22 protein-coding genes are annotated in these 26,429 nt (G+C 37.6%); 14 read left to right on the top strand and 8 right to left on the bottom strand.

The window, feature by feature from the left end; genetic code table 11:
* From rpsR to F0365_RS14845, 3 genes are all read left to right on the top strand, one after another.
* Entirely contained in the window at positions 1 to 297 is a 297-nt protein-coding gene (gene rpsR / locus F0365_RS14855; RefSeq protein ID WP_169934418.1) for a 30S ribosomal protein S18, read from the top strand.
* 18 nt (positions 298 to 315) lie between these two features.
* Positions 316 to 765, top strand: coding sequence for a 50S ribosomal protein L9 (rplI, locus tag F0365_RS14850; RefSeq protein WP_169934417.1), 450 nt, complete (start codon positions 316 to 318; stop codon positions 763 to 765).
* A gap of 80 nt (positions 766 to 845) precedes the next feature.
* Positions 846 to 1,340, top strand: a complete 495-nt coding sequence (locus F0365_RS14845; RefSeq protein ID WP_169934416.1) for a DUF6495 family protein — start codon at positions 846 to 848, stop codon at positions 1,338 to 1,340.
* A gap of 88 nt (positions 1,341 to 1,428) precedes the next feature.
* Here F0365_RS14845 and F0365_RS14840 read toward each other — a convergent pair whose 3' ends face one another.
* From F0365_RS14840 to F0365_RS14815, 6 genes are all read right to left on the bottom strand, one after another.
* Complete coding sequence (locus F0365_RS14840; RefSeq protein ID WP_169934415.1) at positions 1,429 to 1,731, bottom strand: hypothetical protein; 303 nt, start codon at positions 1,729 to 1,731, stop codon at positions 1,429 to 1,431.
* A 244-nt stretch (positions 1,732 to 1,975) separates the two neighbouring features.
* Positions 1,976 to 2,302 carry a hypothetical protein gene (locus F0365_RS14835; protein WP_169934414.1) on the bottom strand — a complete coding sequence of 109 codons (327 nt, stop codon included), beginning with the start codon at positions 2,300 to 2,302 and terminating at the stop codon, positions 1,976 to 1,978.
* 72 nt (positions 2,303 to 2,374) lie between these two features.
* On the bottom strand, positions 2,375 to 2,944 hold the full coding sequence (locus F0365_RS14830) for an NUDIX domain-containing protein (protein ID WP_169934413.1): 570 nt from the start codon (positions 2,942 to 2,944) through the stop codon (positions 2,375 to 2,377).
* Between the two features lie 66 nt (positions 2,945 to 3,010).
* The gene (locus F0365_RS14825; RefSeq protein WP_240961715.1) at positions 3,011 to 4,315 is read right to left on the bottom strand and encodes an amidohydrolase family protein; all 1,305 of its coding nucleotides are present in this window, start codon (positions 4,313 to 4,315) and stop codon (positions 3,011 to 3,013) included.
* 10 nt (positions 4,316 to 4,325) lie between these two features.
* Complete coding sequence (locus tag F0365_RS14820; RefSeq protein WP_169934411.1) at positions 4,326 to 7,283, bottom strand: amidohydrolase family protein; 2,958 nt, start codon at positions 7,281 to 7,283, stop codon at positions 4,326 to 4,328.
* Between the two features lie 77 nt (positions 7,284 to 7,360).
* A complete protein-coding gene (locus F0365_RS14815; RefSeq protein ID WP_169934410.1) occupies positions 7,361 to 8,440 on the bottom strand; it encodes a DUF3810 domain-containing protein in 1,080 nt (359 codons plus the stop codon).
* A 557-nt stretch (positions 8,441 to 8,997) separates the two neighbouring features.
* On the opposite strand from F0365_RS14815, the gene F0365_RS14810 reads away from it, so the two are divergent.
* On the top strand, positions 8,998 to 10,170 hold the full coding sequence (locus F0365_RS14810; protein WP_169934878.1) for a GlmU family protein: 1,173 nt from the start codon (positions 8,998 to 9,000) through the stop codon (positions 10,168 to 10,170).
* Between the two features lie 7 nt (positions 10,171 to 10,177).
* Here the strand turns inward: F0365_RS14810 and F0365_RS14805 are convergent, their stop codons facing one another.
* Complete coding sequence (locus F0365_RS14805) at positions 10,178 to 10,564, bottom strand: hypothetical protein (RefSeq protein WP_169934409.1); 387 nt, start codon at positions 10,562 to 10,564, stop codon at positions 10,178 to 10,180.
* 107 nt (positions 10,565 to 10,671) lie between these two features.
* Here F0365_RS14805 and F0365_RS14800 point away from each other — a divergent pair, with 107 nt between their 5' ends.
* Complete coding sequence (locus F0365_RS14800; RefSeq protein WP_169934408.1) at positions 10,672 to 13,113, top strand: zinc-dependent metalloprotease; 2,442 nt, start codon at positions 10,672 to 10,674, stop codon at positions 13,111 to 13,113.
* Between the two features lie 226 nt (positions 13,114 to 13,339).
* On the opposite strand, the gene F0365_RS14795 is transcribed toward F0365_RS14800, so the two are convergent.
* A complete protein-coding gene (locus F0365_RS14795) occupies positions 13,340 to 16,000 on the bottom strand; it encodes a putative LPS assembly protein LptD (RefSeq protein WP_206071287.1) in 2,661 nt (886 codons plus the stop codon).
* A 197-nt stretch (positions 16,001 to 16,197) separates the two neighbouring features.
* Here F0365_RS14795 and F0365_RS14790 point away from each other — a divergent pair, with 197 nt between their 5' ends.
* The 9 genes from F0365_RS14790 (at position 16,198) to F0365_RS14750 (ending at position 26,425) form a co-directional block, all read left to right on the top strand.
* Positions 16,198 to 17,280, top strand: a complete 1,083-nt coding sequence (locus tag F0365_RS14790) for an N-acetylmuramoyl-L-alanine amidase (protein WP_169934406.1) — start codon at positions 16,198 to 16,200, stop codon at positions 17,278 to 17,280.
* A gap of 73 nt (positions 17,281 to 17,353) precedes the next feature.
* On the top strand, positions 17,354 to 18,307 hold the full coding sequence (locus tag F0365_RS14785) for an MlaD family protein (protein ID WP_169934405.1): 954 nt from the start codon (positions 17,354 to 17,356) through the stop codon (positions 18,305 to 18,307).
* Positions 18,308 to 18,313: 6 nt separating this feature from the next.
* Entirely contained in the window at positions 18,314 to 19,669 is a 1,356-nt protein-coding gene (locus tag F0365_RS14780) for a (Fe-S)-binding protein (protein ID WP_169934404.1), read from the top strand.
* Between the two features lie 3 nt (positions 19,670 to 19,672).
* Entirely contained in the window at positions 19,673 to 20,104 is a 432-nt protein-coding gene (locus tag F0365_RS14775; protein WP_169934403.1) for a phosphoheptose isomerase, read from the top strand.
* Positions 20,105 to 20,229: 125 nt separating this feature from the next.
* Positions 20,230 to 21,021: a (Fe-S)-binding protein gene (locus F0365_RS14770; RefSeq protein WP_169934402.1), complete on the top strand. Its 792-nt coding sequence runs from the start codon at positions 20,230 to 20,232 to the stop codon at positions 21,019 to 21,021.
* Positions 21,021 to 21,632, top strand: a complete 612-nt coding sequence (locus F0365_RS14765; RefSeq protein ID WP_169934401.1) for a hypothetical protein — start codon at positions 21,021 to 21,023, stop codon at positions 21,630 to 21,632. The genes F0365_RS14770 and F0365_RS14765 overlap by 1 nt, the downstream gene beginning before the upstream one ends.
* Positions 21,633 to 21,851, top strand: coding sequence for a hypothetical protein (locus F0365_RS14760; protein WP_169934400.1), 219 nt, complete (start codon positions 21,633 to 21,635; stop codon positions 21,849 to 21,851).
* 676 nt (positions 21,852 to 22,527) lie between these two features.
* Positions 22,528 to 23,010, top strand: coding sequence for an ABC transporter ATPase (locus F0365_RS14755; RefSeq protein ID WP_169934399.1), 483 nt, complete (start codon positions 22,528 to 22,530; stop codon positions 23,008 to 23,010).
* A gap of 481 nt (positions 23,011 to 23,491) precedes the next feature.
* The gene (locus tag F0365_RS14750; protein WP_169934398.1) at positions 23,492 to 26,425 is read left to right on the top strand and encodes a glycoside hydrolase family 3 N-terminal domain-containing protein; all 2,934 of its coding nucleotides are present in this window, start codon (positions 23,492 to 23,494) and stop codon (positions 26,423 to 26,425) included.
* The last annotated feature ends 4 nt before the right edge of the window (positions 26,426 to 26,429 follow it).

The following is a 26,429-nucleotide window of genomic DNA, read 5'->3' as shown; positions in this document are numbered from 1 at the left end:
ATGGCAACATTACAACAACAAGCTAAAGGTAAAAAAGATGGTGACATCCGTTACCTTTCTCCTTTAAAGATCGAGACTCAACAGAGAAAAAAATACTGCCGTTTTCAACGTAGTGGTATTAAATATATAGATTATAAAGATCCTAATTTCCTTTTCGGATTTGTAAATGAGCAAGGGAAGTTACTTCCACGTCGTTTAACTGGAACTTCACTAAAATACCAACGTAAAGTTGCTATAGCTGTAAAACGTGCTCGTCACATCGCTATCATGCCTTATGTAGGGGATTTACTTAAATAACAAAATCAGATTAACAATATGGAACTTATATTAAAGAAAGACGTAGAACATTTAGGTTTTACTGACGATTTAGTGAGTGTTAAGCCTGGTTATGGTCGTAACTTTCTAATACCTAATGGACTAGCTGTTATGGCTACCAGTAGTGCTAAAAAAGTACTGGCTGAAACGCTTAAGCAAAGAGCTCATAAAGAAGCTAAAAACATAAAAGCTGCTCAAGATCAAGCTGATCAACTTACAGCTCTTGATTTGAAAATAACTGCAAAAACTGGAGACGGAGACAAATTATTTGGTTCTATCACCACTGCAGATGTTTCTAACATCTTAGCAAAGAACGGTATCGAGATAGAGAAGAAGTTTATCTCTGTTGCTGGAGGTGCTATTAAGAGACTTGGTCTTTATGAGGCTGATGTACGTTTTCACAGAGAAGTAACTGTAAAGCTTGCTTTTAATGTAGTAGCAGACAAATAAGACTCGATCTTATCACATGTAAAGCCGTTTCATTAAATTGAAACGGCTTTTTTAATACAAATTTTTAAATAAGCTTTTTTATGAAATATAGAAGACTTACCAAAGAGCAACTGGAAGAAATGCATCCAGAGTTCATCAATTTCCTCGCAACACAAACCATTACAGCTAAAGAATGGGTAGACCTTAAAACAAATCAGCCAGAAGTGGCAGAGCAAGAAATAGATGTGTTCTCTGATTTGGTATGGGAAGGTGTGCTTCAAAAAGCAGCATTTCTAGAGCATATTTCGCCTAGAACTATGAATTTATTTTCCTTAGGAGAAAAGGAAATGGAATTGATATCTATTATGGTAGGAGATGAGTTGATTGATATTACTACTAAAGAGGGATATCAATGGCTTCAAAAAAACTTAATGGACGATGAGGTAAAGATTTTTACCGCAAAAAAAGCCTACAGTGAAAACCCTAATGAAGATAAATTCAAACTCATCGAGACCGGAGCAGTTATAACTAAAGGAGATTTGTTTAATTATTTTGACGATCTAATGGAATTAGGCAAAGAAACTAATGGTTTCTAAATTCATTACATAACGATCATCATACAAAAGCCGATTCTTATGAATCGGCTTTTGTGGTTATATCTGCTTAATTCTGAAGTATTCCTTATCAGTTTGTCACTGTCAATTTAAAACAGGTTTCAAGATATTTATTTGATTGCCTGTCATGAATTTTAAACCCACAAGTGATAGGATTTTTTACACTTCCTTTACTCATCGTTATAGATCTATATAATTGATCTCCTAAGTTTGTAGCAATCACCAGTTCTGGAAATAAGTTTTCGTTAGAGGTGAGTATTTTACCATATGCATCAGTAAGAGAGATGGAGTCTTTTAAACTGGTCATGCCATTATCATCAATTGTAAATCCTTTTGTCCCTTCAATTAATAGATATATTTTTTCATCAGGCACTATAAATTCATCTATAATAGAAACATTTCTATCGCTACTCTATAAATATAAAATATCGTAATCAACACCCTTTACATTTGTTTCAAATCTAGGCTGGTCTACTACTGTAAATTCTTTTTTCCAGTTAAAAAGGCAGTACTATTTTTATCACTAATGTTAATATGAAAAGTGTAAGTATGATCTGTGAACAGGGGTTGAGCAACAGTGATGGAAGTTCTTAGATGCAGTTCATCCTTTGGGTAGCCTACTTCAATATCTTTAAATAAATCTTTTGAGTTAATATAGTGTCACCTATAATATTGGTCGAGTAAATATCAATATCTGGAAATACCAGGTTATCTACCAGTTTAAAACCGGTCATGTTCTTATAGTAAAAAGTGATCTTCTCACCATAATAAACTGTGGAACGTTTGATCTTGCCTGTATAATTCCCCATTGTTATACCGGCACATTCCATATGATGACTAGATTTTGAGAAATCTGAAATATAGTTAGAATCTGTTGAAGTTTGAGCTACTGAATAAAGAGTAGAGAACAGTACCGTCAAAAATATAAAGGACTTTTGAATCATATGTATAGTAATTGGTGGCTGGAATTATCTCTATCTATCTGATAGTTAAATATAAATATACCATTCCATATTTTAAACCTTATTTAATAAATACCATTGTAAACTAATGATACTAATGGAGTTAGTAAAAAAGCGTTCCTCCAGTTTTTGTCTGATTTCGTATCTAGAGATTTTAACCAATTCAATATCTTCCTTTTCTGAAACAGAACCACCACCTTTTGACGTTTTTTGATCTGAATTTACTTCACCATAAAATAGGATGATTTGTTCTGAGAGCATGCCAGGGGAAGGGAAGTATTCCACTATAAATTCCAAACGATCTATACGGTAGCCTATTTCTTCCTCCACTTCTCGTATGGCGGCCTCTTTTGCTGATTCTTTTGCATCTATAGCTCCTGCGGGAAGTTCCAGTGTCCAAGGATGACCATGACGCGCACTGGGATATCTAAATTGCCTTATAAATAAAAAGCTATCGGTGTCTTTTTCGTAAAGCAAGACGGCAATGGCATTTCCTTTATCTAAGGCCAGGCGAGAAGCAGTTATTTCCTGATCACTATTAAAAGAGTCGTGAGTAACCTCTGCTTTATAAATTTTTAGAAAATCGTCAAATACGAGTGCTTCTTTGTTGATGTTGTGTTTCATAATAATAAAAAAAAACCGCTCATTCTATAAGGAATGAGCGATTTAGGGTGATTATAATTCTATTGTTTACCTCTTAATTTTCGCTCCGAACTTATTCATATAACGCTCGTACAATTCTGTTTGGTGAGAATTAAGGGAAATATCTCTTCCGTCTATAAAAGCACGTGTCAATTGATTACCTCGCATATCTAAGGCATTTCCTTTAGATATAAATAAGGTAGCGCTCTTTCCTTGTTCTAAAGAGCCATATTCCTTGTCAATTCCTAATATTTTTGCTGGAGTTAGTGTGATCATCATTAAGGCTTGCTCCATATCCATTCCGTAACCAGCAACAGTTCCTGCATAGAAAGGAAAATTACGAGCTTGATGTCTTTCCATACTTCCAGAGTTTTCTAGCGCTACCATCACACCTTTATCTGCAAGGAGTTTAGGGAATTTGTAGGGCATATCAAAGTCTTCATCTTCTCTAGCTGGAAGATCATGAACACGTCCAGCAACTACAGGAACATTCATCGCAACCAGCTCAGCAGCCACTTGATCACCTTCACGACCTCCTATGATCACTGGCTTTTTAATATCGTTTGCTTTGATAAATTTCAGCACATCTCTTATCGCTTTTTCTCCATCGACATGGATATAGAAATTTTCATCTCCATTCAAGACCGGTTGAAGAGCAGCATACTTCAAGTTTAACCCTTCTGGCTTAATATCTGAATTATAAGCTTTTGCACTTTTTAAAAAGTCGGTAAGCTCTGTTACTTGCTCGTCATAATTTTTGCTTGGTTCGATAGGTCCTGGTTCATACCAAGTACCACTTCTTCTAAAACTAGAGGGCCAGTTGATGTGTACACCATCATCGGTAAGTATAGAGGCATCCTCCCAGTTCCACGCGTCCAATTGAACAACGCTAGATTTTCCAGAAATACGACCGCCTCTAGGCACTATTTGCGCTATAAGTACTCCGTTAGGACGCATAGATTCCACTACGCGACTCTCAGCATTGTAAGCGATCAAAGATCGTATATGCGGGTTAAAAGTTCCTATCTCGCGCTCGTCATCACTAGCGTTTACTGCATCAACCTCTACTAATCCTAAAGTAGAATTCATCGCAATAATTCCAGGATATACGTGCATGCCGTACCCGTCGATCTTTTCTCCTTTGATGTTCATTCTTACTACCCTAGCGTCTGCAATGGCAGTGATAATTCCGTTTTCAATAACGATCACAGAATTCTCGATCACTTCTCCATTGCCTATATGCGCGGTAGCATTCATAATGGTGTATACTCCTTTCTGTGCAGGAGCAGGTGTCTGTTGTGCTGCTGCCGTTAGGGCAAATACGGCACAAATAGTATATAATATGTTTTTCATTGTCTTCATGTTACCAGTGAATTGTTTCGCATTCATATAAAGTCTTGTCTTTCTTTTTTGGTGTCTGAGTTTTCATTCCTTTATTTTTGGCCATGATCATCTCATTTACGAGTTGTTGTCTTTCTTCTTTTATGCTTTCGCGAAAGCCTAAGTCACGTTCCAAATCAAAAAACACAATTCCATCAATCATCGTGATTTCAGGTCTAGCAGTCACACTTAATGGGTTGGTATTCCAAAGCACTAAATCGGCATCTTTCCCTTTCTTGATACTACCGGTGCGGTCATCAATATGCAATAGTTTTGCAGGGTTCAAAGTCACAAACTTCCAGGCTTCTTCTTCACTCACACCACCGTATTTAACTGCTTTAGCAGCTTCTTGATTTAATCGACGAGACATTTCAGCATCATCAGAATTAAAAGCGGTAAGCACTCCTTGAGAGTGCATGATCGCACCGTTGTAAGGAATAGCGTCGTTTACTTCGTATTTGTAAGCCCACCAGTCACTGAAGGTAGATGCACCAGCGCCGTGTTCAGCCATTTTATCAGCTACTTTGTAACCTTCTAAGATATGGGTGAAAGTGTTGATACGGAAACCGTGCTTTTCAGCAACTTTCATCAACATATTGATTTCGCTTTGCACATATGAGTGACAAGAAACGAAACGCTCACTTTCTAAGATCTCTAATAACACTTCCATTTCTTCATCATAACGGAAGTCTTTAGAGTCTTTTGCATTTGCATAAGCGCGTGCTCTAGAAAAATAGTCTTCAAAAACTTGTTCTACTCCCATTCTTGTCTGTGGAAAACGCACTCCATTTGGAGAACGAGATTGTTTTACATTTTCTCCTAAAGCAAATTTGATAAATTTAGGAGAGTCGCTGTAAATCATCTCATCTGCTTTGTAGCCCCATTTTAACTTAATGATAGCGCTACGTCCACCAATTGGGTTAGCACTACCGTGAAGTAATTGTGAAGAGGTTACTCCACCTGCAAGATCTCTATAGATATTAATGTCTTCGTGATCTACTACGTCTTCAATGGTTACTTCTGCAGTGGAATTATGTCCGGCTTCGTTAACTCCGCTGTCTATAGCGATGTGACTGTGCTCATCAACGATTCCACTGGTTAAATGCTTACCAGTAGCATCTACGATTCTAGCATTTCCATCACTTAGGTTTTTACCTATCTTAGCTATTTGGCCGTCTTTAACAAGCACGTCGGTATTTTCTAGAATCCCTTCCTTTTCATTAGTCCATACGGTAGCGTTGCGGTATAAGATGGTTTCTGTTGTAGGTTTTGATTCACTTCCATAACCTATGTTAGGATAGGTCATCGTTCCCATTTGCTTTATGGCCTTATCATCATCTCCTTTTTCTTCCTCTTCCTTATCCTCTTTAGAAGCATCTTTGTTTTTTATTGCGGTGAAAGCCATTTCTTGACCATTAGGTAAGTAGGCAGTTCCGCTTATGTTGTCAACTTGAGATGTTGCTAAAAAGCGAGTATAGGATTTATTGTCAGCGTCCTTTTGAGTTGTTACAATATTGATCCAGTCACCGTCGTATGTAATTTTAGAACCTAGAGTGATGCTGTCTATTTTTACTGTAGACTTTTTACCTTTTCCTTTTATCGTAATATCATAGGTAGTTCCGTTTATTGTAGTGGCATAAGAACCGTCAATGTCTTTTGTACTTCTGTCTTTTATAACATGCTTAGAACCTTTGACCCAGTTTTCATAAATCTCTGTATCGTCTTCAAATAGTTTTCCAGAGGTCATTATAAAGTTAGCCAGCTTTCCTTTCTCTAGCGTTCCTACTAGGTCAGTTACTTGAAGCATTCCAGCAGGAATAGTAGTAAGAGCAGCCAATGCCTGATCTTCAGTTAGACCATATGCGATGGCTTGCTTTAATTTACTCATTAAATCTGCTGGAGATTTTAAATCTTTAGTAGTTACCGCATAAGTAATACCTGCTTTAGATAAGGTCATTAAATTACCTGGAGCCTGTTTCCATTCTCTCATATCGCCTAGATTTACAAACCATTCTAAATTAGGATTGGAAACATCATAAGCATCTGGGAAATTAACAGGAACAATAAGAGCAGCGTTAGTAGCTTTCACATCAGCAATCATCTCATAAGCGTCTTCTCCACCTACGATTACAAATTGCTTTCCTATACGATCTCCTAATTTATCAACTCTAAGAACGTTTTTCTTATTTCCAGCTTCAATGATTTGAACTAGGTTTTTCTTTGCATTCAGAGCCTCTAGAGATAAATCTTTTGATTTAGAGTGTCCTTTTGCATACCAGTCTGCATCAAAATGAGTCTGACGTAATAAAGCCAAACCTCCCATCATGGAAGTAGGATAACTTTGATTAGACTGACGGCTTTTACTCAACGAGAAGAAATTACCGCTTTCTTGTTTTAAAATACGGTCTGCGTCAGTACCGTTATTATCTAGAGCTATCAACATACCGTTACCACGGGCAATACCGTCGTGAAGGTGCGTTTGTACAGTTCCAAAACCAGCATCTACATATTTTTTTGCTTCTTTTTCATCGTACACAAAATAATCCATCGCGCTTTGCTCTGCTCTGATGTGATCATTCCAGTAATATCCCTTACGACCTTCGTCGTATTGTGCGGTTCCATTACGGCTAGCTCGTTGCGGAGTTTTCATGGATAGGTCACCATAGGACTCTATAAAAGAAGGGTAGATGTAATTACCACCAGCGTCTTCTATTACAGCATTTTTAGGTATAGAAATGCCTTTTCCTATAGCTTCTATTTTACCATTTTTAATAATAATGGTTCCATCGGAAATCATTTTACCAGGACTTGTAACGATAGTCGCATTAGTAATCACCCTAGTGATATTGCTTACCGCACTGATGTCGTCGTTGTTAGGGAAATACTCTTGTGCTTGCACGGAGATGCAAACCAATAGCAAGAGAGAAAATATTCTTTTCATGAATTAAAGTTTAGATTCTAAAGATAGCCAAAACTCCTGCAACCTGACCTCTTAAAGAATTCACAAAAAGCGCAAAGTTATTTGTAGTAGTTAACAATAAGGGCAACTACGTAGCTGTAAGTCTCCATTCCACCTGGCTGATTATTGGCTTTTAGATAGGTGTCGTAGGTCACCTGAGAAACTTCTTCTATAACCCCTTTATACTGGCTCCAGAAGTCTTGTAGCTCCTTATAATTCTCAAAAACACCATCACGTATTAAGGGTCTTATCTCCTCATAAGCCTTAGGGTCTTTGAGGTATAATTCATTGATGCAATAGCGCAATGCAAAAATACTAGCGCTGTACTGAAAGTGAAGATCGTCGTGATTCATTCCAGCAATGATCGCAATAAAATTGGCTTCATTTTCTTTTGCAAATCCCAACTGATGCGACATTTCATGTAAGGTAAGCACTGGAGTTTTGTAATTATTGATCCAGGCATTTGTTTGTGCCTCACCAGTCAGCGGATTCAAATAACCACTGTAACCCATATAAGATAAGGGCATTGTGAGCAACGATTCTTTGATGCTGGAATTCCCGTAATCTAGTGCTGGATAAATATGGTCTATGTTTTTAAAAGCAATAGGAGCTAGGTCAAAAATTTCTGACTGCGACCTCGTAAACGTCACAGGAAGGGAGTCTGTCTTTTGTAATTGTTCGTGTAATTTATTGGAGGTGAAAACAAGCTGGTAAACGACTGCTTTTAGTTCTTCAGTACTGTATTTATTATCTAGTTCTAATACCTCGTGTAAGGGCTCTCTGTAATAATTAAACCCCCACATACAGTGAAAAAGAGCAAGGATGATATTTAAGGAAAGAAATAGTTGTGTGTATCGTTTTCCTGCCCGCCCACGGGCATGGCGGGAAAACGAGATCAAATCCCTTTTACTCAACCACAACCACCTTATGACCATAATGATAGCAACAGAGTATACCAGATCTCCAAATGAGAAGGGAACCCATCCCAAACCTAGCCTCATAGCTTTTGAGATAAAGGGATAAACACCTGTACTGTAAAGCGACTCTACGGTAGATGGGAAAAAACGCAAGCTGTAATAAAAGCTGACTTGAAGAGTTAATAGTCCTATGGCAATAAAGAGCGAGCGGTTTTTTTGCATCTGGCTAATTTAGTAATTTATCTAGGTAATATTGCCGTGTTGGGGTAATATAGAATCGAGATGAAAGCGTTGACAACAGAAGGGATTGTTTTATCGCTGCGTGATAGTTTTGTTGACGACCGACTGATTTGTTATGCTGGAAATTTACGTGACAAATATTTGAACAGGCGAAATTTTTTGACGCTGATTTGTTCAGCATCCGATAAATACGCTCCGTACTCGTAAAGGTCGCGATAATTTGAAATCCTATTAGAGTTTTTGACAACAGACTAGCTTGTTTATCGCAGCACTGTAAAACTTGCTGAAGACCGACGACCGACTTTTTATACTGAAGATTGGATTATAGAGTAGGGAATGTAGATTTTATGTTGTGGGGATTTACATTAGAGATTTACAACTCACAACTCAAAGCTCACCGCTCACCGCTCACAGACTCAAAGTTAATAGACATCCAATAAAAATTCTCGATACATTTACACCTGTTACATTTATAGGAATTCAAAATGAAAAATGAAAATAGTTTTACGACCTTTGATCCTAGAAAAGAATCCAGACCTATGAATTTTATCCTAGCCGACTTTAATAAGCACGAAGAATTATTGCCGTTTACTTATACACGACCTACATGTGAGATACGTTGTGGTATTTTGACATTACGAGAGAAGTGGGAAAAGCAGCTAGAAGAAACAGTTAGTTTTCAAACAGAGGATTATTTACAAACGAAATACCCACTGGTAGAAACAAACGACAATATAGTAATTGCAGGAAATGTGTTTGCTACTGCAGCACTATGTAAAGCGATAAAAAGCTTAAAGCCACAGCAAAAATTACTGGCAGGTAACGATCTGGTTGCCTATAGAGTAAAAGAATTACACACGCCTACCATAGAGTTGGAACAAGTACTTTTCTTAGAAGAAGAAGTAGACGGGATTGATTTTACTTGGGATATTTTTTCTAAGAATGGAAAAGCATTAGAAGCAGATTTTGACTTAATAACAAAAGGAAGAAACAGCCAGCCTATTCCTGATAGCGTGAATTGTATCAATGAAGATCGCATTTTTATAGAAGAAGGTGCTACACTTCAATTTGCAACTTTAAACGCTTCAACAGGAGCTATTTATATAGGTAAAGATGCTGAAGTGATGGAAGGCTCGATCATACGTGGTGCTTTTGCCTTGTGTGATCACAGTGCCACTAAATTAGGAACAAAGGTTTATGGCCCTACAACTGTAGGACCGCATTCTAAAATAGGAGGAGAGGTCAATAATTCTGTAATTTTTGGCTTTTCAAATAAAGGGCATGATGGTTTCTTAGGGAATTCTGTCATAGGAGAATGGTGCAATTTAGGAGCAGACACCAACACCAGCAACCTAAAAAACAACTATTCAGAAGTAAAACTCTGGAATTATGAAACAGGTCGTTTTGCAAAAACCGGGCTTCAGTTTTGTGGATTGATGATGGGAGATCACTCTAAATGTGGTATCAATACCATGTTCAATACTGGAACCGTAATAGGAGTGAGTGCCAATATCTACGGAGCTGGCTACCCGCGTAATTTTATCCCATCGTTTAATTGGGGTGGACCACAAGGTAATATGACTTACAAACCTGCCAAAGCTTATGAAGTAGCTGACGTTGTTATGAAACGCCGAGGTTTATCACTGGAGCAAGTAGATATTGATATTTTAGATCGCGTATTTGAGCAAACGGCCCAGTACCGCAAAGATTAATTTAGCATCAGTTGACCCTTATATAACGTTCCCCGCAAGGCTCGATACAAAAGTGTGATACCTCAAGAAACCTTTCATTAAAGGAATAAGTTCCTGTACAATTATCTACATCTATTGTGGTTGTGGGAACATCATAAGTTCCTGTGCTAGTAGCTTGGGTATCCTGACCGAAGCAAAAACTGATGTTGCAATGGACCACACTTTGATCGGTAAACTGGAGCGTTTTACCACTCGCTGGTTGAAAAGTGCCACTGCCATCTCCTGGATCTGAAAGAATGGCGACCAGTTCCCAGTTGCCTACTATTTCTGATTCAGCCATAGGAGTATCATCGTCACAATCCGTACAAGCTGATAAGGTGACAAAAAAGCTAAGAAGTAAAAGGATTTTTTTCATGGTATTCATGAGTTGATATAAAGATGCAGCTGGTTCTGAAAGGTTGCGTGTAATTACTTTTCTTTTGTGCGAATCGGTTATCTTTAGTCTTTTTTTAAAATTGAATTATGAAAATTACTAGGTACATCGTTTCCTTATTGTTTTTAGTTTCCGCTTTCGCGAAAGCGCAGTCTGCAACATCTCCCCAGCAATTTAAAGGCTATTACGACTTCACTTATCAGGAAGATAAAGGTAATATAATTCTAGAAGTCAAAGATCTAGACAAGGAATTTCTTTATGTACATTCCTTGACCAGTGGTTTAGGATCTAACGATATAGGACTAGATCGTGGACAACTAGGCGATGGAGTTGTAGTTAAATGGATCAAAAGTGGTAACAAGTTATTACTCCTACAGCCTAATTTAAACTATCGTGCAAGTGCTACCAATGAAGATGAAAAAGCATCCATAGAGCAAGCATTTGCAAAGTCTGTATTGTTTGGTTTTGAGATTAAGGAACATAAAAACGATACCTATGTGATAGATTTGACCCCGTTTTTAATGGAAGATGCTCATGGCGTAGCAAAAAGGTTGAAAGACAGCAAACAAGGAACTTATAAACTAGATAAATCACGCAGCGTTTTATGGATGGAAAACACCAAGAGTTTTCCTAAGAATACTGAATTTGAAGCCATGCTTACTTTTACAGGAACACCTACGGGAAGAGATGTGAGAAGTGTTGCTCCAGACGCCAGTAGTATTTCTGTCATCCAGCACCATAGTTTTGTAGAATTACCAGATGCAGGTTACAAGCCTCGTGCATTTCATACGCGTAGTGGATCGTTTTACACGAGTTATATGGATTACAGCACACCCGTTTTTGAACCTATTGAAAAGCGGTTGATTACCAGACACCGATTAGAAAAGAAAAACCCAGAAGCAGCAATCAGCGAGGCAGTAGAACCTATCATTTATTATTTAGATCGTGGAACACCAGAGCCAGTGCGCAGTGCTTTATTAGAAGGTGCCGGATGGTGGAATGAAGCTTTTGAGAGTGCAGGGTATAAGAATGCGTTTCAAGTGAAGATGCTTCCAGAAGGTGCAGATCCTATGGATTTGAGGTACAATGTGATCCAATGGGTGCATCGCAGCACTCGTGGCTGGAGTTATGGAGGCAGCATCACCGATCCACGAACTGGTGAGATCATCAAAGGTCATGTGAGTTTAGGAAGTTTGCGCATACGTCAAGATTTTATGATTGCACAAGGATTGCTTAAAGAACCTTTTAAAGGAAACGATAAAAACCATGAGGCCATGATGGATATGGCACTCGCAAGAATACGACAGTTAGGCGCTCATGAAGTAGGACATACCTTAGGTTTTGCACATAATTTTGCAGCCAGTACACAAGGCCTAACAAGTGTTATGGATTACCCGCATCCTAAATATGATATTGTAGATGGAGTGATTTCTTTAGAAGACGCTTACGATATAGGAATGGGAAGATGGGACAAATTAACGGTACAGTATTCTTATGGAAACCCAGTAGGCAGTCAATCTGAAGCCGCTTTTTTACAATCGATTATTAAAATAGCCGACGTTGAAAACCTCAAGTTCATTTCAGACAGCGATGCCAGAGCTGCAGGCGGTGCCAGTGCCAGTGGACACCTTTGGGATAATGGAGCAAATCCTAGTGAAGAATTGGTGCATATTTTAAAAGTTCGCGAGATAGCTATGAATCAGTTTTCTATAGATAATATTAGATCTGGAGAGGCTTTAAGCGTGTTAGAAGATGTATTTGTACCTGTTTATTTTGCACACAGATACCAAGTAGAAGCAACTACAAAACTTGTCGGCGGCCTGGAGTATGAATTTTTAACAAAGGATGGAAATCAAGAATTTAATCAGGTAGATGCTTTTCTACAAGTTCAAGCATTGCGCAGTATCTTAAAAACAATAGATCCAGAGACCTTGAAGATTCCGCAATCGGTTTTAAAATTATTCCCACCACGAGCTTACGGATATAGTAGAACGAGAGAAAGTTTTCAATCAGAAACTGGAGTGAGCTTTGATCCTTTAAACGCTGCAGCTACCAGTGTAGATATGACCTTTGATCTCTTGTTTCATCCAGAACGAATGAACAGAATCACCACTGCAAATGCGCTGGTATCTAATAGCTCTAAAGAGGTGGTTAATATCAAGGATTTTAAAGATGGCTCTAATGCTATTTTGACTTTAGGAACACTATTGAACACTGTTTCTGATCAGGTATTTACAGATCACAAAAACACGGACGATTACGCTACAGCCATTGCTCATAGAACTCAAGAACTCTTTATAAATCACTTGATGAACCTTATGGCTAGTTCTCGTACGAATATAGACGTAAAAGCTGCCGCAAGAAACCAATTGAATAAGATTGAAAAAGACCTGAGCAGGCGAGATGTTTTTGAAAACCAATTATTAACGCAAATCAGACAATTCCATAGGCATCCAGAATTGTTTCAAGTAAAAAAATTACCTGCGATTCCAGATGGAAGTCCTATAGGTTGTGGGTATTCTTATGAATAGAGGACTCTAATTATTTTCTTTAAAAGTACTGCCAGAATGTACAACAGCTCCTTTTTACTGCTTAAAATAACACAGGGGGTTTTGTAAGCAAAAATGAATGGAATGCCATATGAGTGGCTAAAGGATTTGAGCGGGTTTATTATGCACTCGCAATAAAGGGTAAAATCTTTACCAAATAAGTGGATACGATCTAACAGCTATGGAAAGCGTAAACAGGAAAAAGGATTTAAAAAGTGGGATCTGGTTGTCTGCGCTGGTCCCATTTGATATCGCTTAAAGCGCTGGCTTTGATGCCTATAAAGAAGAACCAACTGTTTCTAGGACCTATAGGCGTCCAATTAAAGCTCATATTAAAACTCTCTAAGTCTCGCTGAAAACGCAGGGTGGTGAAGGAAATCCCTTTGTTAGCAAAATCATAACCAGTATTTCCACCTATAGACCAGCGTGGCGATAGTTCTAGATCACCGCTGACCATTAAACTTTGCTGGTTGATGGCATTCTGTCGTTGGGCGTTATTGTAGGTCATCGTATAAGCAAAATTCAAACTCCATGGAACTTTGAATCGGTACCGGTCTTTATTCACATTGACATCCTGCTTTTTTGGTTCTAAAGGCTCATCTAGAGAGGTATCTAAAGGTTCTCCAAAAAGGCCATCAGCACGTCCACCATTTTGCATGGTGCGATCATTAACTTTTGAAGGATCTTTCTCGTCATCATTTTCAAAATCGGTACTGCTCAACCTAAAACTGGTACGAAAACCGGCACGTGTCAAACGCAATAGACTACCACCATTGTTAATGTTAAAAGTGTTGATACGGTTATTGTTGTTATCCAATGCGTAGGGATCAAAGTTAGCATCTAGATTGATGTCAATATTTTTGGTAATCGGAATGACACCCCGTATTTGCAGTGGACTCCAATTTAAGGAATCACCGGCTAGGTTATAAGAAGTATTGAAATTTAAACTTTTAAGAATTTGAACCTTTTTAAGGTCGGTTTTTGTGGAGTCGCTATCCCTTACTTTTGCTTCTATGTTGTTTTGAACACCTAAGTTGATACTGCTAGAAAAATTACGTCCTGGCGCACCAAATAATGTACCGTCAAAACGGCTGTAAAACTGTTCTTCTCTTCCTGGAGCGTCCAGTCCTTGCTCCGTGGCTAAGCGGTCGTAATATTCATCAAAACTAGGATTTGCCGAGTAACTTAAATTAGGACGTATGATGTGTCTGATGGCTTGTACTTTAGACTCTGGATTCTTTGATTTCCAGCCACCGTAAACCGTGGTTCCTACACTGGCCCCGTAGCTATAAGTACGGTAGGCATCAAAACCATTTATAGTATCGCGAACGGTCTCAAAAACTCCACTTTCATTTTCTACAAGTGACTGTCTAAAGGTTTCAAAAACCCAATTCTCATCGTAATTAGCATTAGCACTGAAACTAAAGTAGCCTACTTTAAAGTTAGTAGCGATAGGGATACTGTGCTTTAATCCCATAACGGCATTATCAAACATCTTATCGGTAAAAAAATCTTCATCTGTTGTTGTGATGCGATTCTCTCCTCTTAAATTGTACTGTAGGTTGATGTTTTCTATGACTCCTTTTTTAGTTCCTTCTTTGGGAGCAAAAGGGAATATCCTAGAAACACTACCTTGGAGCGTAGGCAAGGTAAGGTTTACAGCATTGGTATTGGTATTTTGATTGTGCGTTACACTCGTACTGAAGTTGACTTGTGGTTCTCCAGGAAAAGCTTTAGAATAAGAGATGGAACTGCTCAAGTTGTTCACCAGCGTCGCACTTTGATTTACTTGGTTAAAAGACTGTCTAAAAAACTGACTGCTTCCTAAATTTACACTAGCGCTAAATCTAGAGCTTGGGTTGGATTTAGCATCTTGAGAATGTTGCCAGTTTAAGTTGTAACGAGAAGTTTGAGCAAAGTCAGAAAATCCGCGCTCGCTTTGCAATTGGTTTTCATATAAGAACCTCACACTACCATTGAATTTATAGCGCACTGAATAATTACTTTCGACTCGACCACCATAACTACCATTAGTAAAGTAATCCCCTAATAAAGTAAGGTCCATATAATCATTAACTGCAAAATAGTAACCACCGTTTTGTAAGAAATACCCTTGACTGTTGTTGTTACCGAAAGAAGGAATAATAATACCACTTTTACGCTCTGTCGTCATAGGAAAGTAAGCAAATGGCAATCCCAAGGGTGTCGGAACATCTGCGATGTACATATTCACCAGTCCAGTAACAATCTTTTTATTTGGGACAAACTTGATTTTACGAGCTAGGAAATAATATTCTGGATTTTCTGGATTTTTGGAAGTAGTAAAGCGAGCGTTTTGCATGTAGAAAACAGAATCGTTTACTTTTTTAGTCGTTTCTGCGATGACATTGAACTCTCCTTGAGTAGTTTCAGAATTAAAAGTTAATGCCTTTTGCGAGTTTTTATTAAAAATAATGGAGTCTGGCTTTACAATATTACTGCCTTGAGAGAATACCGGTCGTTGTGTATAGCCTAAAGAATCTTTTAAGATACCATAGGCAAAAACATCTCCTGTATTATTATTGATGATGATTTTTCCGGCCTCTATGGTGATGTCGCCGTAAATAATTTTTGCCTCGTTGTATAAGGTAATGGTATTTCCTTTTCTATCAATACGTTTGTAATCCTTAGCACTAGACTCAATGCGGTATTCCAGGAAAGCTTTTGGTTTTTTAACCGAGTCGTTAACTACAGTGTCTTTTTGAACCTCAGGAATGTTAACCACCTCTTTATTCACAGGTTTCTTTTCCTCTTTATTCTGTTCAGGATTAGGTTTTTTAACCGGAATAGGTGTTCCGGTTTCTGGAAGTTCCTGTGCCGTGATGGACATTGTGCCTGTTAAAAACAGTAGGAATAAAATAATATGCTTAAAACGTAAATGCAATCTAGGTTATGCTATTTTTGTTATTAGAAATGGTCTGGTTTTTGAAACGTCAAAACTACATATAAATTTTAAGCGTTTTTTAATAATTACGCTTTCGCGAAAGCGAACTAATAAACAACACATTCACAACTTATAGTTTCTATATGAAAACGAAGATATATTTGATTATTGTACTTCTTAGCATTCCCATCATATCGTTGGCAAATATACCGATCGATTCAACAAAAGTGACCGATAAAAAGGTTTTTACCGTTGTACTCGATGCGGGACATGGTGGTAAGGATTCTGGTAAGTATGTAGCACAAACTGCCGAAAAGGATATTGCTCTGAAAGTAGTACAGCTTTTGGGTAAACAGTTGGAATCACATAAGGATATAAAAGTAGTCTACACGCGTACTACAGATAAGTTTTTGGAATTGTATCAACGAGCAGACATCGCAAATAATTCAAAAGCAGATCTATTCGTATCTGTTCATTGTAATGCGGCAGCCGCTACAGCTGCAAAAGGAAATGAAACGTGGGTATTAGGTATTCATAGAAATGCAGCTAACCTAGAAGTGGTGCAACGAGAAAATTCTGTGATTTTATTAGAAGAAAATTACAAAGAGAAATATGTAGGTTTTGATCCTAATGATCCATCTAGTTTTGCGACCAACTTAATGATACAAGAAGAATACTTAGATAACAGTATTGAAATGGGTGCCAATGTACAGTCTAGATTCCAAAAGCAATTGAACCGAAAGAATCGCGGTGTAAAACAAGCTGGATTTGCCGTTTTAAGACTTTCTTATATGCCTAGCGTATTGATAGAAACTGGTTTTCTTACCAACAAAGAAGAGCGTACGTTTTTAAGAAGTAGCTCAGGTCAGAAGAAAGTAGCCAATTCTATTTATGTTGCTGTATTGGATTATCAAAAGAATAGAGATATCAATCTTTTTGAAGTAGAACAGGTAGGGACTTCTGAAGCAGCCCCCGCAGCTGCAGGAAATAATGCCGTTTATAAAGTGCAAATAAGTGCTAGTAGTAATATGTTAGAGGCAAAATCTTACAACTTCAAAAGTCTGCCAGAAATCTCTCGAGAGAAAGAAGGTGGTATTTATCGCTATTTTACAGGTAATTTTTATTCTCTTAAAGAAGTGTTAGATTTAAAAGAAAAAGCCATAGCAAAAGGATATACATCTGCATTTATAGTGGTTTATGAAAATGGAGAACGTCGCAGGTTGTGATAAATCCTAAAAAAATGTTAGCCCTTATAAATATAGCTTGTCTTATCTTTACACGTTCAAGTACATCAGTTTTATGAAGTTTTCAAAAGAAATTAAGGTCGGTATCCTAACAGTAGGAGCGATAGCTCTGTTTATTTTTGGGTATCAGTATTTAAAGGGTCGCAATCTTTTGAGAAGCGACAGGTCGTTTTATGCCGTTTATAATAATGTAGAAGGGCTGACTTCTTCTGCACCAGTAACTATAAATGGTTTGCGAGTAGGAAATATAGATGACATCGATTTTCTTGATGGATCAGGAAGATTGTTGGTTAAATTTCACGTAGATGAATCTTTTAGTTTTTCTTCAGAAAGCGTAGCCTCTGTTTATAGCACCAGTCTGATAGGAGGGAAAGCTCTTGCCATAGTGCCTAATTATGAAAGTACAGCAAGGCAGGCAAAACCAGGAGATACCTTACAATCCAATACAGATGACGGTATTCAAGGAAAGGTGATGGAGGAGTTTATTCCGTTAAAAGATAAAATTGAGCACATGGTGGTAAGTGCAGACTCTGCTTTAGCTTCTATAAGTCAAACCTTGAGTCCTAAAACCCGACTTGCTATTACCAGCAGTCTCGACGAGGTCAACAGAACCTTAGTTTCCATAAGAACTATTTCTAATAATGCAAATCAGCTGCTTACTGATAACAGAAAACAGTTGGATAGAACCATAGGGAACTTAGACAAGACTACTAAAAACTTTGCTGCTATTTCAGATACTTTAGCTCGAGTTGAAATTGCAGGAACGGTGAAAGAACTACAAGTTGCTGTTGCAAAATTCAATATTGTATTAGATGATATAGCGTCGGGTAAGGGAAGTCTTGGGAAACTAATGACAGATGATTCCTTGTATAACAATTTAGAAAGAACCACCAGGCAAGCTGAAATGTTGATGCAGGACATCAAACTGAATCCTAAGCGATATGTGCATTTTTCTGTTTTTGGAAAAAAGCCAGGAGAATACGAAAAACCAGAAGATAGAGAACAATAATTACCTATGGAATATATACCTAATATCATATTTGTTTTACTTCTCATTGCAGGAGTAGGTTATTTTGCTAGTAACATCAAAAAGATGATACGCAATATTAAACTTGGAAAAGAAGTAGATCGCTCCGATCATAAAGGGGAACGTTTTGCCCAAATGGCACGTATTGCTTTGGGACAATCAAAAATGGTCAGACGACCTATTGCTGGTTTCCTGCACGTCGTAGTTTATGTAGGCTTTGTAATTATAAATATTGAAGTATTTGAAATCATCATTGATGGTATTACTGGGCAGCACAGAATATTTGCTCCATATTTAGGAGGTGCTTACAATGTGCTGATCGCTACATTTGAGATTCTTGCATTTCTAGTTTTAGCAACAGTTGTTATTTTTTGGTTGCGTAGAAATGTAATGAACATCAAGCGTTTTATGATGGGCGAGCTGAAAGGCTGGCCTAAAAACGATGCCAACTACATTCTTTATTTTGAAGTCGTATTAATGACTTTGTTTCTAACTATGAACGCTACAGATCTTAGCATACAACAAGGGGTGCTGGCGGGTCAGTTTACTAGTGAAGCTGCCACACATTATGTCAATGCGGGTAGTTTTCCAATAAGCGGATTTATTACTCCCTTATTTGATGGAATGAGCTTTAAGAGCTTGCTTATTTTAGAAAGAACTTGTTGGTGGTTGCACATTGTTGGAATTTTGATCTTCTTAAATTATTTATATTGGTCCAAACACCTGCATATTATGTTGGCGTTTCCTAATGTATATTTTGCAAAGTTGACTCCTCAAGGACAGTTCACTAATATGGCAGCTGTAACTAAAGAAGTAAAAATGATGATGGATCCAAATGCAGATCCATTTGCGGCTCCAGACCCTAACGAAGCAGATGAGGTTCCAGCGGCCCTTGGGGCAAATGATATTTTTGATCTAGATCAAGTACAACTGCTCAATGCATACACCTGTACAGAATGTGGTCGTTGTACGTCAGAGTGTCCGGCAAATATCACTGGTAAGAAGTTGAGCCCACGTAAAATAATGATGGATACCCGTGATCGATTAGAAGAGGTAGGGGCGGTGATCAACAAAGAAGGAGAGTGGAAAGATGATGGAAAGACCTTGTTGAATGATTATATCTCTCCCGAAGAGCTTTGGGCATGTACGACCTGTAATGCCTGTGTAGAAGCTTGTCCTATAGGTATCGATCCTTTGAGTATTATCATGGAGATGAGGAGGTATTTAGTGCTAGAAAACAGTGCTGCACCTACTGAATTAAATGCCACTATGGGTAACATTGAAAACAATGGAGCGCCATGGCCTTATAACCAGATGGATCGCCTTAATTGGGCAAACGAATAATATATGAGTGAAGAACAGTTTAAGGAAGCCCTGAATAAAGATGGAACCCTAGCAAGTCCAGTACTTCCAGCAGGAGTAAAAAACTATTTAATAGATATCGATGGAACCATCACGGAAGATGTGCCTAACGAAGAGCCGGAGAGGATGGCTACTTGCGCACCCTTTCCAGATGCGCTAGTAACGCTCAATGAATGGTATGATGAAGGACATGTTATTTGTTTCTTTACTTCCAGAACTGAGGAGCACCGTCAGGTAACAGAAGACTGGTTGAATAAACACGGTTTTAAATTTCACAGCCTGTTAATGGGCAAACCTAGAGGTGGAAATTACCACTGGATTGACAACCACATGGTAAGAGCAACTCGTTATACAGGTGAGTTTACTCACTTGGTAGAAAAAGAAGTGAAGATAGAGGTTTTTAAAAACCACAAGTAATTGGTCAGTGAGCTGTGATGGGTATCTAAAGCACTTGAGATAGCTTAGCAGAACAGCTTAATAACCGATAGTATAAGTAAATATCAATTCTGAATTCAATATTTTTGAATTCTCAATATAAATATATGAGTAACAAATTAGTAGTACCTACAGCGGCAGAATTTATTGCACAAGGAAAACAACCCGAAGTTTTGTTTTGGGTGGGATGTAGCGGTAGTTTTGACGACAGAGCAAAGAAAATCACCAAAGCTTTTGTAAAGCTTTTGAATAAAGCTGGAGTAGAATTTGCAGTTTTAGGAGCAGAAGAAAGCTGTTCTGGAGATCCTGCAAAAAGAGCAGGGAATGAATTTCTTTTCCAGATGCAAGCCATGATGAACATAGAAGTGCTGAACGGATATGAGATCAAAAAAATCGTTACTGCTTGTCCTCATTGTTTCAATACGCTTAAAAATGAGTATCCAGAATTAGGTGGAAACTATGAAGTGATTCATCATACATCATTTCTTAAAGATTTGATTTCTAATGGTAGACTGACCATTGAAGGAGGGAAATTTAAAGGAAAGAAAATCACTTATCATGATCCTTGTTATTTAGGACGTGCTAATGATATTTATGAGGCTCCAAGGGAGCTGATAGAAAAGCTAGATGCAGCATTGATCGAAATGAAACGCAGCCGCCGTAATGGTTTGTGTTGTGGAGCTGGTGGGGCACAAATGTTTAAAGATGCAGAGCCAGGAGACAAAGAAATTAATGTCGAGCGCACGGATGAGGCCATCGATACAGGAGCTGAAATTATCGCCGCTGGATGTCCATTCTGTAATACCATGATGACAGATGGTGTAAAAGCAGCCGAAAAAGAAGGAAAAGTAGAAGTGATGGATATCGCAGAATTAATAGCAAGCGCAAACGATTTATAATGAAGAATTTATTTATAACAGTAGTAGTATTTTTTACAGCAGCAGCGGTAAACGCACAACAGTTTAATGAAGAAGCTGTTCAAGAGTTAGCAGACAAAGTTTGTGAATGTTTACAAACTAAAGGAGAAATTGATACCAAAGAAAAGGCAGAGATGGAATTGGGAACTTGTATGCTTCAAGCTTATTCTAAAAGTCAAAAGTATTTTGACGAAAAAGGGATCAATTTTCTTGATGCAAACAATGCTGAGAAATTAGGGGAACAAGTAGGTGTTAAACTCGCAGGGTCTTGCCCAGGGGCGATACCTCTTTTCATGCTGTTTGCTGATGACATGAAGGATATGGAAATGGAAGAGGAGAATCTTGTTATTACGGGTAAAATTGTAAAAGTAGAAGATGATAAATTCAAATCTTTTGAAATTAAAGAGGAAGATGGCCGCAAGCGTAAAGTATTATGGCTTACCTATGTAGGTAATGATGAGTTGCTAGAAGATGCCGTTAAAGGAAAGACGACTTATACTTTTACCGCAATGGAATTGGATATTTATGATCCACGTATAGGTGAATACCGCAACATGTTGGTGCTTGATCGAGTAGATATTAAACAAGACTAATTGAAAGAAAAACTAGACTATAAAAGTATTGTGCTTTCTGGATCATTTGGTGGTTTGGTTTACGCTATAATAATGTCTATTTTCTATCAATTTACTGGGGATGAAGGGTTCAGTATCATTAAGTTTGCCGTTGACTTCTTAATGTTTGGGCTTTTGGTAGCCGGAATTATATGGTGGTCGATGCGTAAAGAAAATAAGGATAAGGACAAGGGGAAATGAGTTTATTTGATTTTAAAAAAGCCCCTGTTAAAATGAGACTGGTTTATGCTTTTATAAGCTCCACCGTAACGACTTTTCTTTGTTATATTCTTTTTACATTCTTTGATACGGCAGACTTTGGTTTGGGCTATTACCTGTTCTTCTTAGCCTTTATGTTTATATTCGGTTTTTTTAGTGCTGGCTATATAGTTAAGAACACGAAGGGTAAATAACTTTAATACATAAATAGAATCGTGTCATTCTTTAAAAACTTGTTTGATTTTAAAAAGATCAGCTTTAAAACTAGAATAATTACAGGTTTAGTGATGGGTGTTTTAAATACTATTTTTGTTTATGTAATCGACCTTGTTTTTGATTTGTCCGATTTAGGAATTGATTATTATGGCTTTTTCTTTTTGTGGATGACCATTTTCGGTTTTATCTTTTCAGGGATAATGATAAAAAAGAATTTTAATTAATGTACAAAAATCAAAAAAAACCTATTGTTTAAATCATATTAAGGAACTAAATCCCCTGATTCATTTATTTAAATAGGCAGTGGTATTTGAAAGTGTTTTTTAAGCTACAAAATGATTAAAAGAGACTTTCAGTATTAATAAAATTTATATTTAATCTCATATGCTTTTATTTCTTGACGTCAATTGCATTTAGAAATAAAGTTACAAATAAATAAATTATGCATGCAAATTTTAAAGACCTTCCAGACGATTCTAGAGTATGGATTTATCAAGCAAACAGACCATTTACTAACGATGAGATCAATGAGCTAAAACCTCAAATGGATAACTTTTTACAAAAGTGGACGGCTCACGGAATGAATCTTAAAGCAGGAGTAGATTATCCTTACAATCGTTTTATCGTTATAGGATTAGATCAATCTGAGGCAGGAGCTACAGGATGCTCCATAGATGCTTGTGTGCGTTTTATACAATCCATTGAGAAAGCTTATAAAGTAGATTTGATGGATAAGATGAATGTGACCTACAAAAATGGTATATACATCGCCCACAAGGAATTATCAGATTTTAAAATTATGGCAAAAGCAAAATCTGTTTCTCCAAATACGATCGTTTTCAATAACTTGGTAGAAACAGTAGGAGAATATAAAGAGCATTGGGAAGTACCAGCAAGTGAAAGCTGGCATTCTCGATTTTTCTAGAGCAGTTCATACCATTCAGGTGTTTTCCATACCAGTTGCTTGGTGAGCAAACCAAGACTTATGAGGATTGTAAAAATATCAGTGGGTTCTATTTTAAAAGTGCTTTTTGTTGGATTAATAGGTACATGCGCAATAAATAGTACAAACTCTACAAAATGTACAAACTGTGCAGAAATAGCAAATGAAAAATGTCCTGATGGTATCGCATACTATACTCACGAACCTAAATTTTTTGAGGAGGATATTTGTGAATGTGAGTGAATTTGATAGGATCATTTTAATTATAAAATAGTACAAAAACCAGCTTATTTTAAGCTGGTTTTTGTATGTCATCCCTTGGTTTTTCGGTATCTTTCGATTTATATCAAGGAATCCTCAATAGGGTAAATACATCTGTTTTTGTTTTGTCAAAAAGAAGGTACAACTCATTTTAATATGGGAATGATTCTTGATTTCTAATAGAAAATGCTGGAACTATTATATGAAATTTAAATATACTTCATGGCTTTTGGTAGTACTCGCTTTCGCGAACGCGTACACATCACAAGCACAATTAACAAGTCATCAACCTCTCGTTGCTACTGATTCTATCGCGCAAATGCAATGGGTAGATAGCGTATACCAAAGTCTTTCTCAGGAAGAAAAGATTGGACAGCTGTTTATGGTAGACCTGTTTTCTAATAAGGGAAAAGCACATACAGACCAGGTGCGCGACTTGGTTGAAAAGTATAAAATAGGCGGCATCATCTTCTCAAAAGGAGGGCCAGTGCAGCAAGCTTACTTAACAAACGAGTTGCAAGCCAAATCAAAAACACCTCTATTGATCGCTATGGATGCCGAATGGGGACTTGCCATGAGGTTGGACAGTACTTATGCGTTTCCATGGAACATGACCCTGGGAGCAACTCCTGGAACAAGATCCAGTTATGAGGTAGGAAAACGAATTGGAGAGCATTGCAAAAGACTTGGAGTGCATATTAATTTTGCACCAGTTGTAGACATCAATACCAATCCGCAGAATCCTATAATAGGAAACAGAAGTTTTGGTGAAGACATGAATAATGTGACCGACAAGGCCGGTGCGTTTATGAAAGGTATGCAGAGTACAGGTACACTGGCTTGTGCAAAGCACTTTCCTGGTCATGGAGATACAGATCAAGACAGTCATAAAACCTTACCAACAGTAGACTTTAGTGCTGCACGTATCGATAGCATAGAATTAACGCCCTATAGAAAGTTGATTGATAAAGGAATGGCGAGCGTTATGGTTGCCCATTTAAATATTCCGAGTCTTGAATCCAGGTCTGGCTATCCTACAAGTATCAGTAAAAAAGTAGTCACCGATTTATTGAAAATAAAACTAGGCTTTAATGGATTGATATTTACAGATGCTCTGAATATGAAAGGGGCGAGTAACTTTAGTGCTCCAGGAGAAATAGATCTACAAGCCTTTAAGGCAGGTAATGATGTGTTATTGATCTCTGAAGATATTCCTAAATCTATAGATAAAATAGTTGCTGCGATGGCAGCCGGCGATATTACAGATGAGCGATTAGCGCATTCGGTAAAAAAGATATTGATGTCCAAGTACATCGTAGGTCTCAACCACTATAAACCAGTGCTTATTCCAAATCTTATAGAGGATTTAAATACGGAAAAGGATGAAGTAGTCTACGAAAATGCGATTTCTAAAGCCATTACAGTTTTAAGGAATGAGAACAATACGTTACCTATTACCAATCTAGAAACAAAGAAAATCGCTTATGTAGAATTGGGTGATGATTCTGGGGATGTTTTTTATAAGGAGCTTAATAAATATACCAAAGTTGACAAGATAGTGGCTGATAAACTGGATGTATTGCTTCAAATGCTAGAAACCTACAATACGGTTATCGTAGGTTTTCATAAAGGTAACGAGAATCCATGGAAATCATATAGGTTACAAGAACGCGAGTTGACTTGGTTGTATGAGATAGCAAGAAAGCACTGTATTATTTTTGATGGTTTTGTAAGTCCTTATATGCTGGATCAGATCAAGACTGCAAAGAATTTTGAAGGAATCATTATGTCTTATCAAAATAGTGATTGGAGTCAACAAGTGAGTGCACAATTGATTTTTGGCGGTAGAGATGCGGTAGGGACCTTACCAGTAAGTGCCGGCTTGTTTAAAGTTAAGGAAGGTATGGCGGTAAAAAATGTAAAACGTCTTTCTTATGGCAATGATCCCTCTAGTGTAGGGTTAGATTCTGGGATGCTTGCAAAAATAGATAGTATTGCAAATTATACCATAAATGAAAAAGGGGCGCCAGGAATGCAAATTCTAGTGGCCAGACGCGGTAAGGTGATTTTAGACAAGACTTATGGCTATCACACCTATGATAAAAAGGATCCAGTCACCTATAGTGATATCTATGACATTGCCTCCGTTACAAAGATTCTATCGACGCTTCCATTAGTTATGGAACTGGAAGAAAAAAATGTCATCTCTATAGACGATGTTATTTCTAAACTTGATGCAGACTTAAAGAGTACGAATAAAGAGCAAATAACGGTAAAACAAATGCTTTCCCATTACGCTCGTTTAAAGCCATGGATTCCTTTTTATATCTATACACTAGATTCCCTGACGCACCAGCCTTTGTCTCAATATTACAGCAAAGGATCTAAAGCAAATTACAGAACTCAAGTAGCTGACGAGTTGTTTATCAATTCTATGGCGCAGGATACCATATTTAACCGTATTAAAAACAGTGAGTTAAGAGAAGATCTCGAATACAAATACAGCGACCTTCCTTATTATTTATTAAAAAAATATATTGAAAAACATTATCACAAAAACTTAGATGAACTGACGCAAGATCATTTTTATGAAAGTCTTGGAATGAACAGAACGGGTTACTTGCCTCGTAAAAAGTTCCCTATTTCTCAGATCATCCCTACAGAAAATGATACGACCTTTAGAAAACAATTGATTCATGGTTATGTGCACGATCAAGGCGCAGCGATGCAAGGCGGAATAGGTGGACATGCCGGCCTATTTTCAAATGCAAATGACATAGCAAAGATGATGCAAATGTATCTTCAAGGCGGTACCTATGGCGGGAGACAGTATTTTACACAAGAGACCATAGATAAGTTCAATACCTGCTACTTTTGTGAGAGTGATGTTAGACGGGGTGTGGGATTTGATAAACCGCAATTAGAAGAAGAAGGTCCTACCTGTGGATGTGTGAGCAAAAGAAGTTTTGGGCATAGCGGTTTTACTGGTGCTTACACCTGGGCAGATCCCGAAGAAGAAATAGTATATGTGTTCTTGTCCAATAGAATTTATCCAGATGCGGGAAATAGATTCCTCATCGATAAAAATATCAGAACTGATATTCAGCAAATTATCTATGACTCGATCATAGACTAAAACT

The organism is Nonlabens sp. Ci31, from assembly GCF_012974865.1.
GTDB lineage: Bacteria > Bacteroidota > Bacteroidia > Flavobacteriales > Flavobacteriaceae > Nonlabens.
The sequence above is the reverse complement of the archived record's forward strand: the minus strand, read 5'-3'. Positions and strand labels throughout refer to the sequence as shown.

Excerpts from the sequence above, each read along its gene's own strand:
- rpsR (WP_169934418.1), top strand. The coding sequence starts at position 1 with ATGGCAACATTACAACAACAAGCTAAAGGTAAAAAAGATGGTGACATC.
- rplI (WP_169934417.1), top strand. The coding sequence starts at position 316 with ATGGAACTTATATTAAAGAAAGACGTAGAACATTTAGGTTTTACTGAC.
- F0365_RS14845 (WP_169934416.1), top strand. The coding sequence starts at position 846 with ATGAAATATAGAAGACTTACCAAAGAGCAACTGGAAGAAATGCATCCA.
- F0365_RS14835 (WP_169934414.1), bottom strand. The coding sequence starts at position 2,302 with ATGATTCAAAAGTCCTTTATATTTTTGACGGTACTGTTCTCTACTCTT.
- F0365_RS14830 (WP_169934413.1), bottom strand. The coding sequence starts at position 2,944 with ATGAAACACAACATCAACAAAGAAGCACTCGTATTTGACGATTTTCTA.
- F0365_RS14825 (WP_240961715.1), bottom strand. The coding sequence starts at position 4,315 with ATGAAAAACATATTATATACTATTTGTGCCGTATTTGCCCTAACGGCA.
- F0365_RS14820 (WP_169934411.1), bottom strand. The coding sequence starts at position 7,283 with ATGAAAAGAATATTTTCTCTCTTGCTATTGGTTTGCATCTCCGTGCAA.
- F0365_RS14815 (WP_169934410.1), bottom strand. The coding sequence starts at position 8,440 with ATGCAAAAAAACCGCTCGCTCTTTATTGCCATAGGACTATTAACTCTT.
- F0365_RS14810 (WP_169934878.1), top strand. The coding sequence starts at position 8,998 with ATGAATTTTATCCTAGCCGACTTTAATAAGCACGAAGAATTATTGCCG.
- F0365_RS14805 (WP_169934409.1), bottom strand. The coding sequence starts at position 10,564 with ATGAAAAAAATCCTTTTACTTCTTAGCTTTTTTGTCACCTTATCAGCT.
- F0365_RS14800 (WP_169934408.1), top strand. The coding sequence starts at position 10,672 with ATGAAAATTACTAGGTACATCGTTTCCTTATTGTTTTTAGTTTCCGCT.
- F0365_RS14795 (WP_206071287.1), bottom strand. The coding sequence starts at position 16,000 with ATGTCCATCACGGCACAGGAACTTCCAGAAACCGGAACACCTATTCCG.
- F0365_RS14790 (WP_169934406.1), top strand. The coding sequence starts at position 16,198 with ATGAAAACGAAGATATATTTGATTATTGTACTTCTTAGCATTCCCATC.
- F0365_RS14785 (WP_169934405.1), top strand. The coding sequence starts at position 17,354 with ATGAAGTTTTCAAAAGAAATTAAGGTCGGTATCCTAACAGTAGGAGCG.
- F0365_RS14780 (WP_169934404.1), top strand. The coding sequence starts at position 18,314 with ATGGAATATATACCTAATATCATATTTGTTTTACTTCTCATTGCAGGA.
- F0365_RS14775 (WP_169934403.1), top strand. The coding sequence starts at position 19,673 with ATGAGTGAAGAACAGTTTAAGGAAGCCCTGAATAAAGATGGAACCCTA.
- F0365_RS14770 (WP_169934402.1), top strand. The coding sequence starts at position 20,230 with ATGAGTAACAAATTAGTAGTACCTACAGCGGCAGAATTTATTGCACAA.
- F0365_RS14765 (WP_169934401.1), top strand. The coding sequence starts at position 21,021 with ATGAAGAATTTATTTATAACAGTAGTAGTATTTTTTACAGCAGCAGCG.
- F0365_RS14755 (WP_169934399.1), top strand. The coding sequence starts at position 22,528 with ATGCATGCAAATTTTAAAGACCTTCCAGACGATTCTAGAGTATGGATT.
- F0365_RS14750 (WP_169934398.1), top strand. The coding sequence starts at position 23,492 with ATGAAATTTAAATATACTTCATGGCTTTTGGTAGTACTCGCTTTCGCG.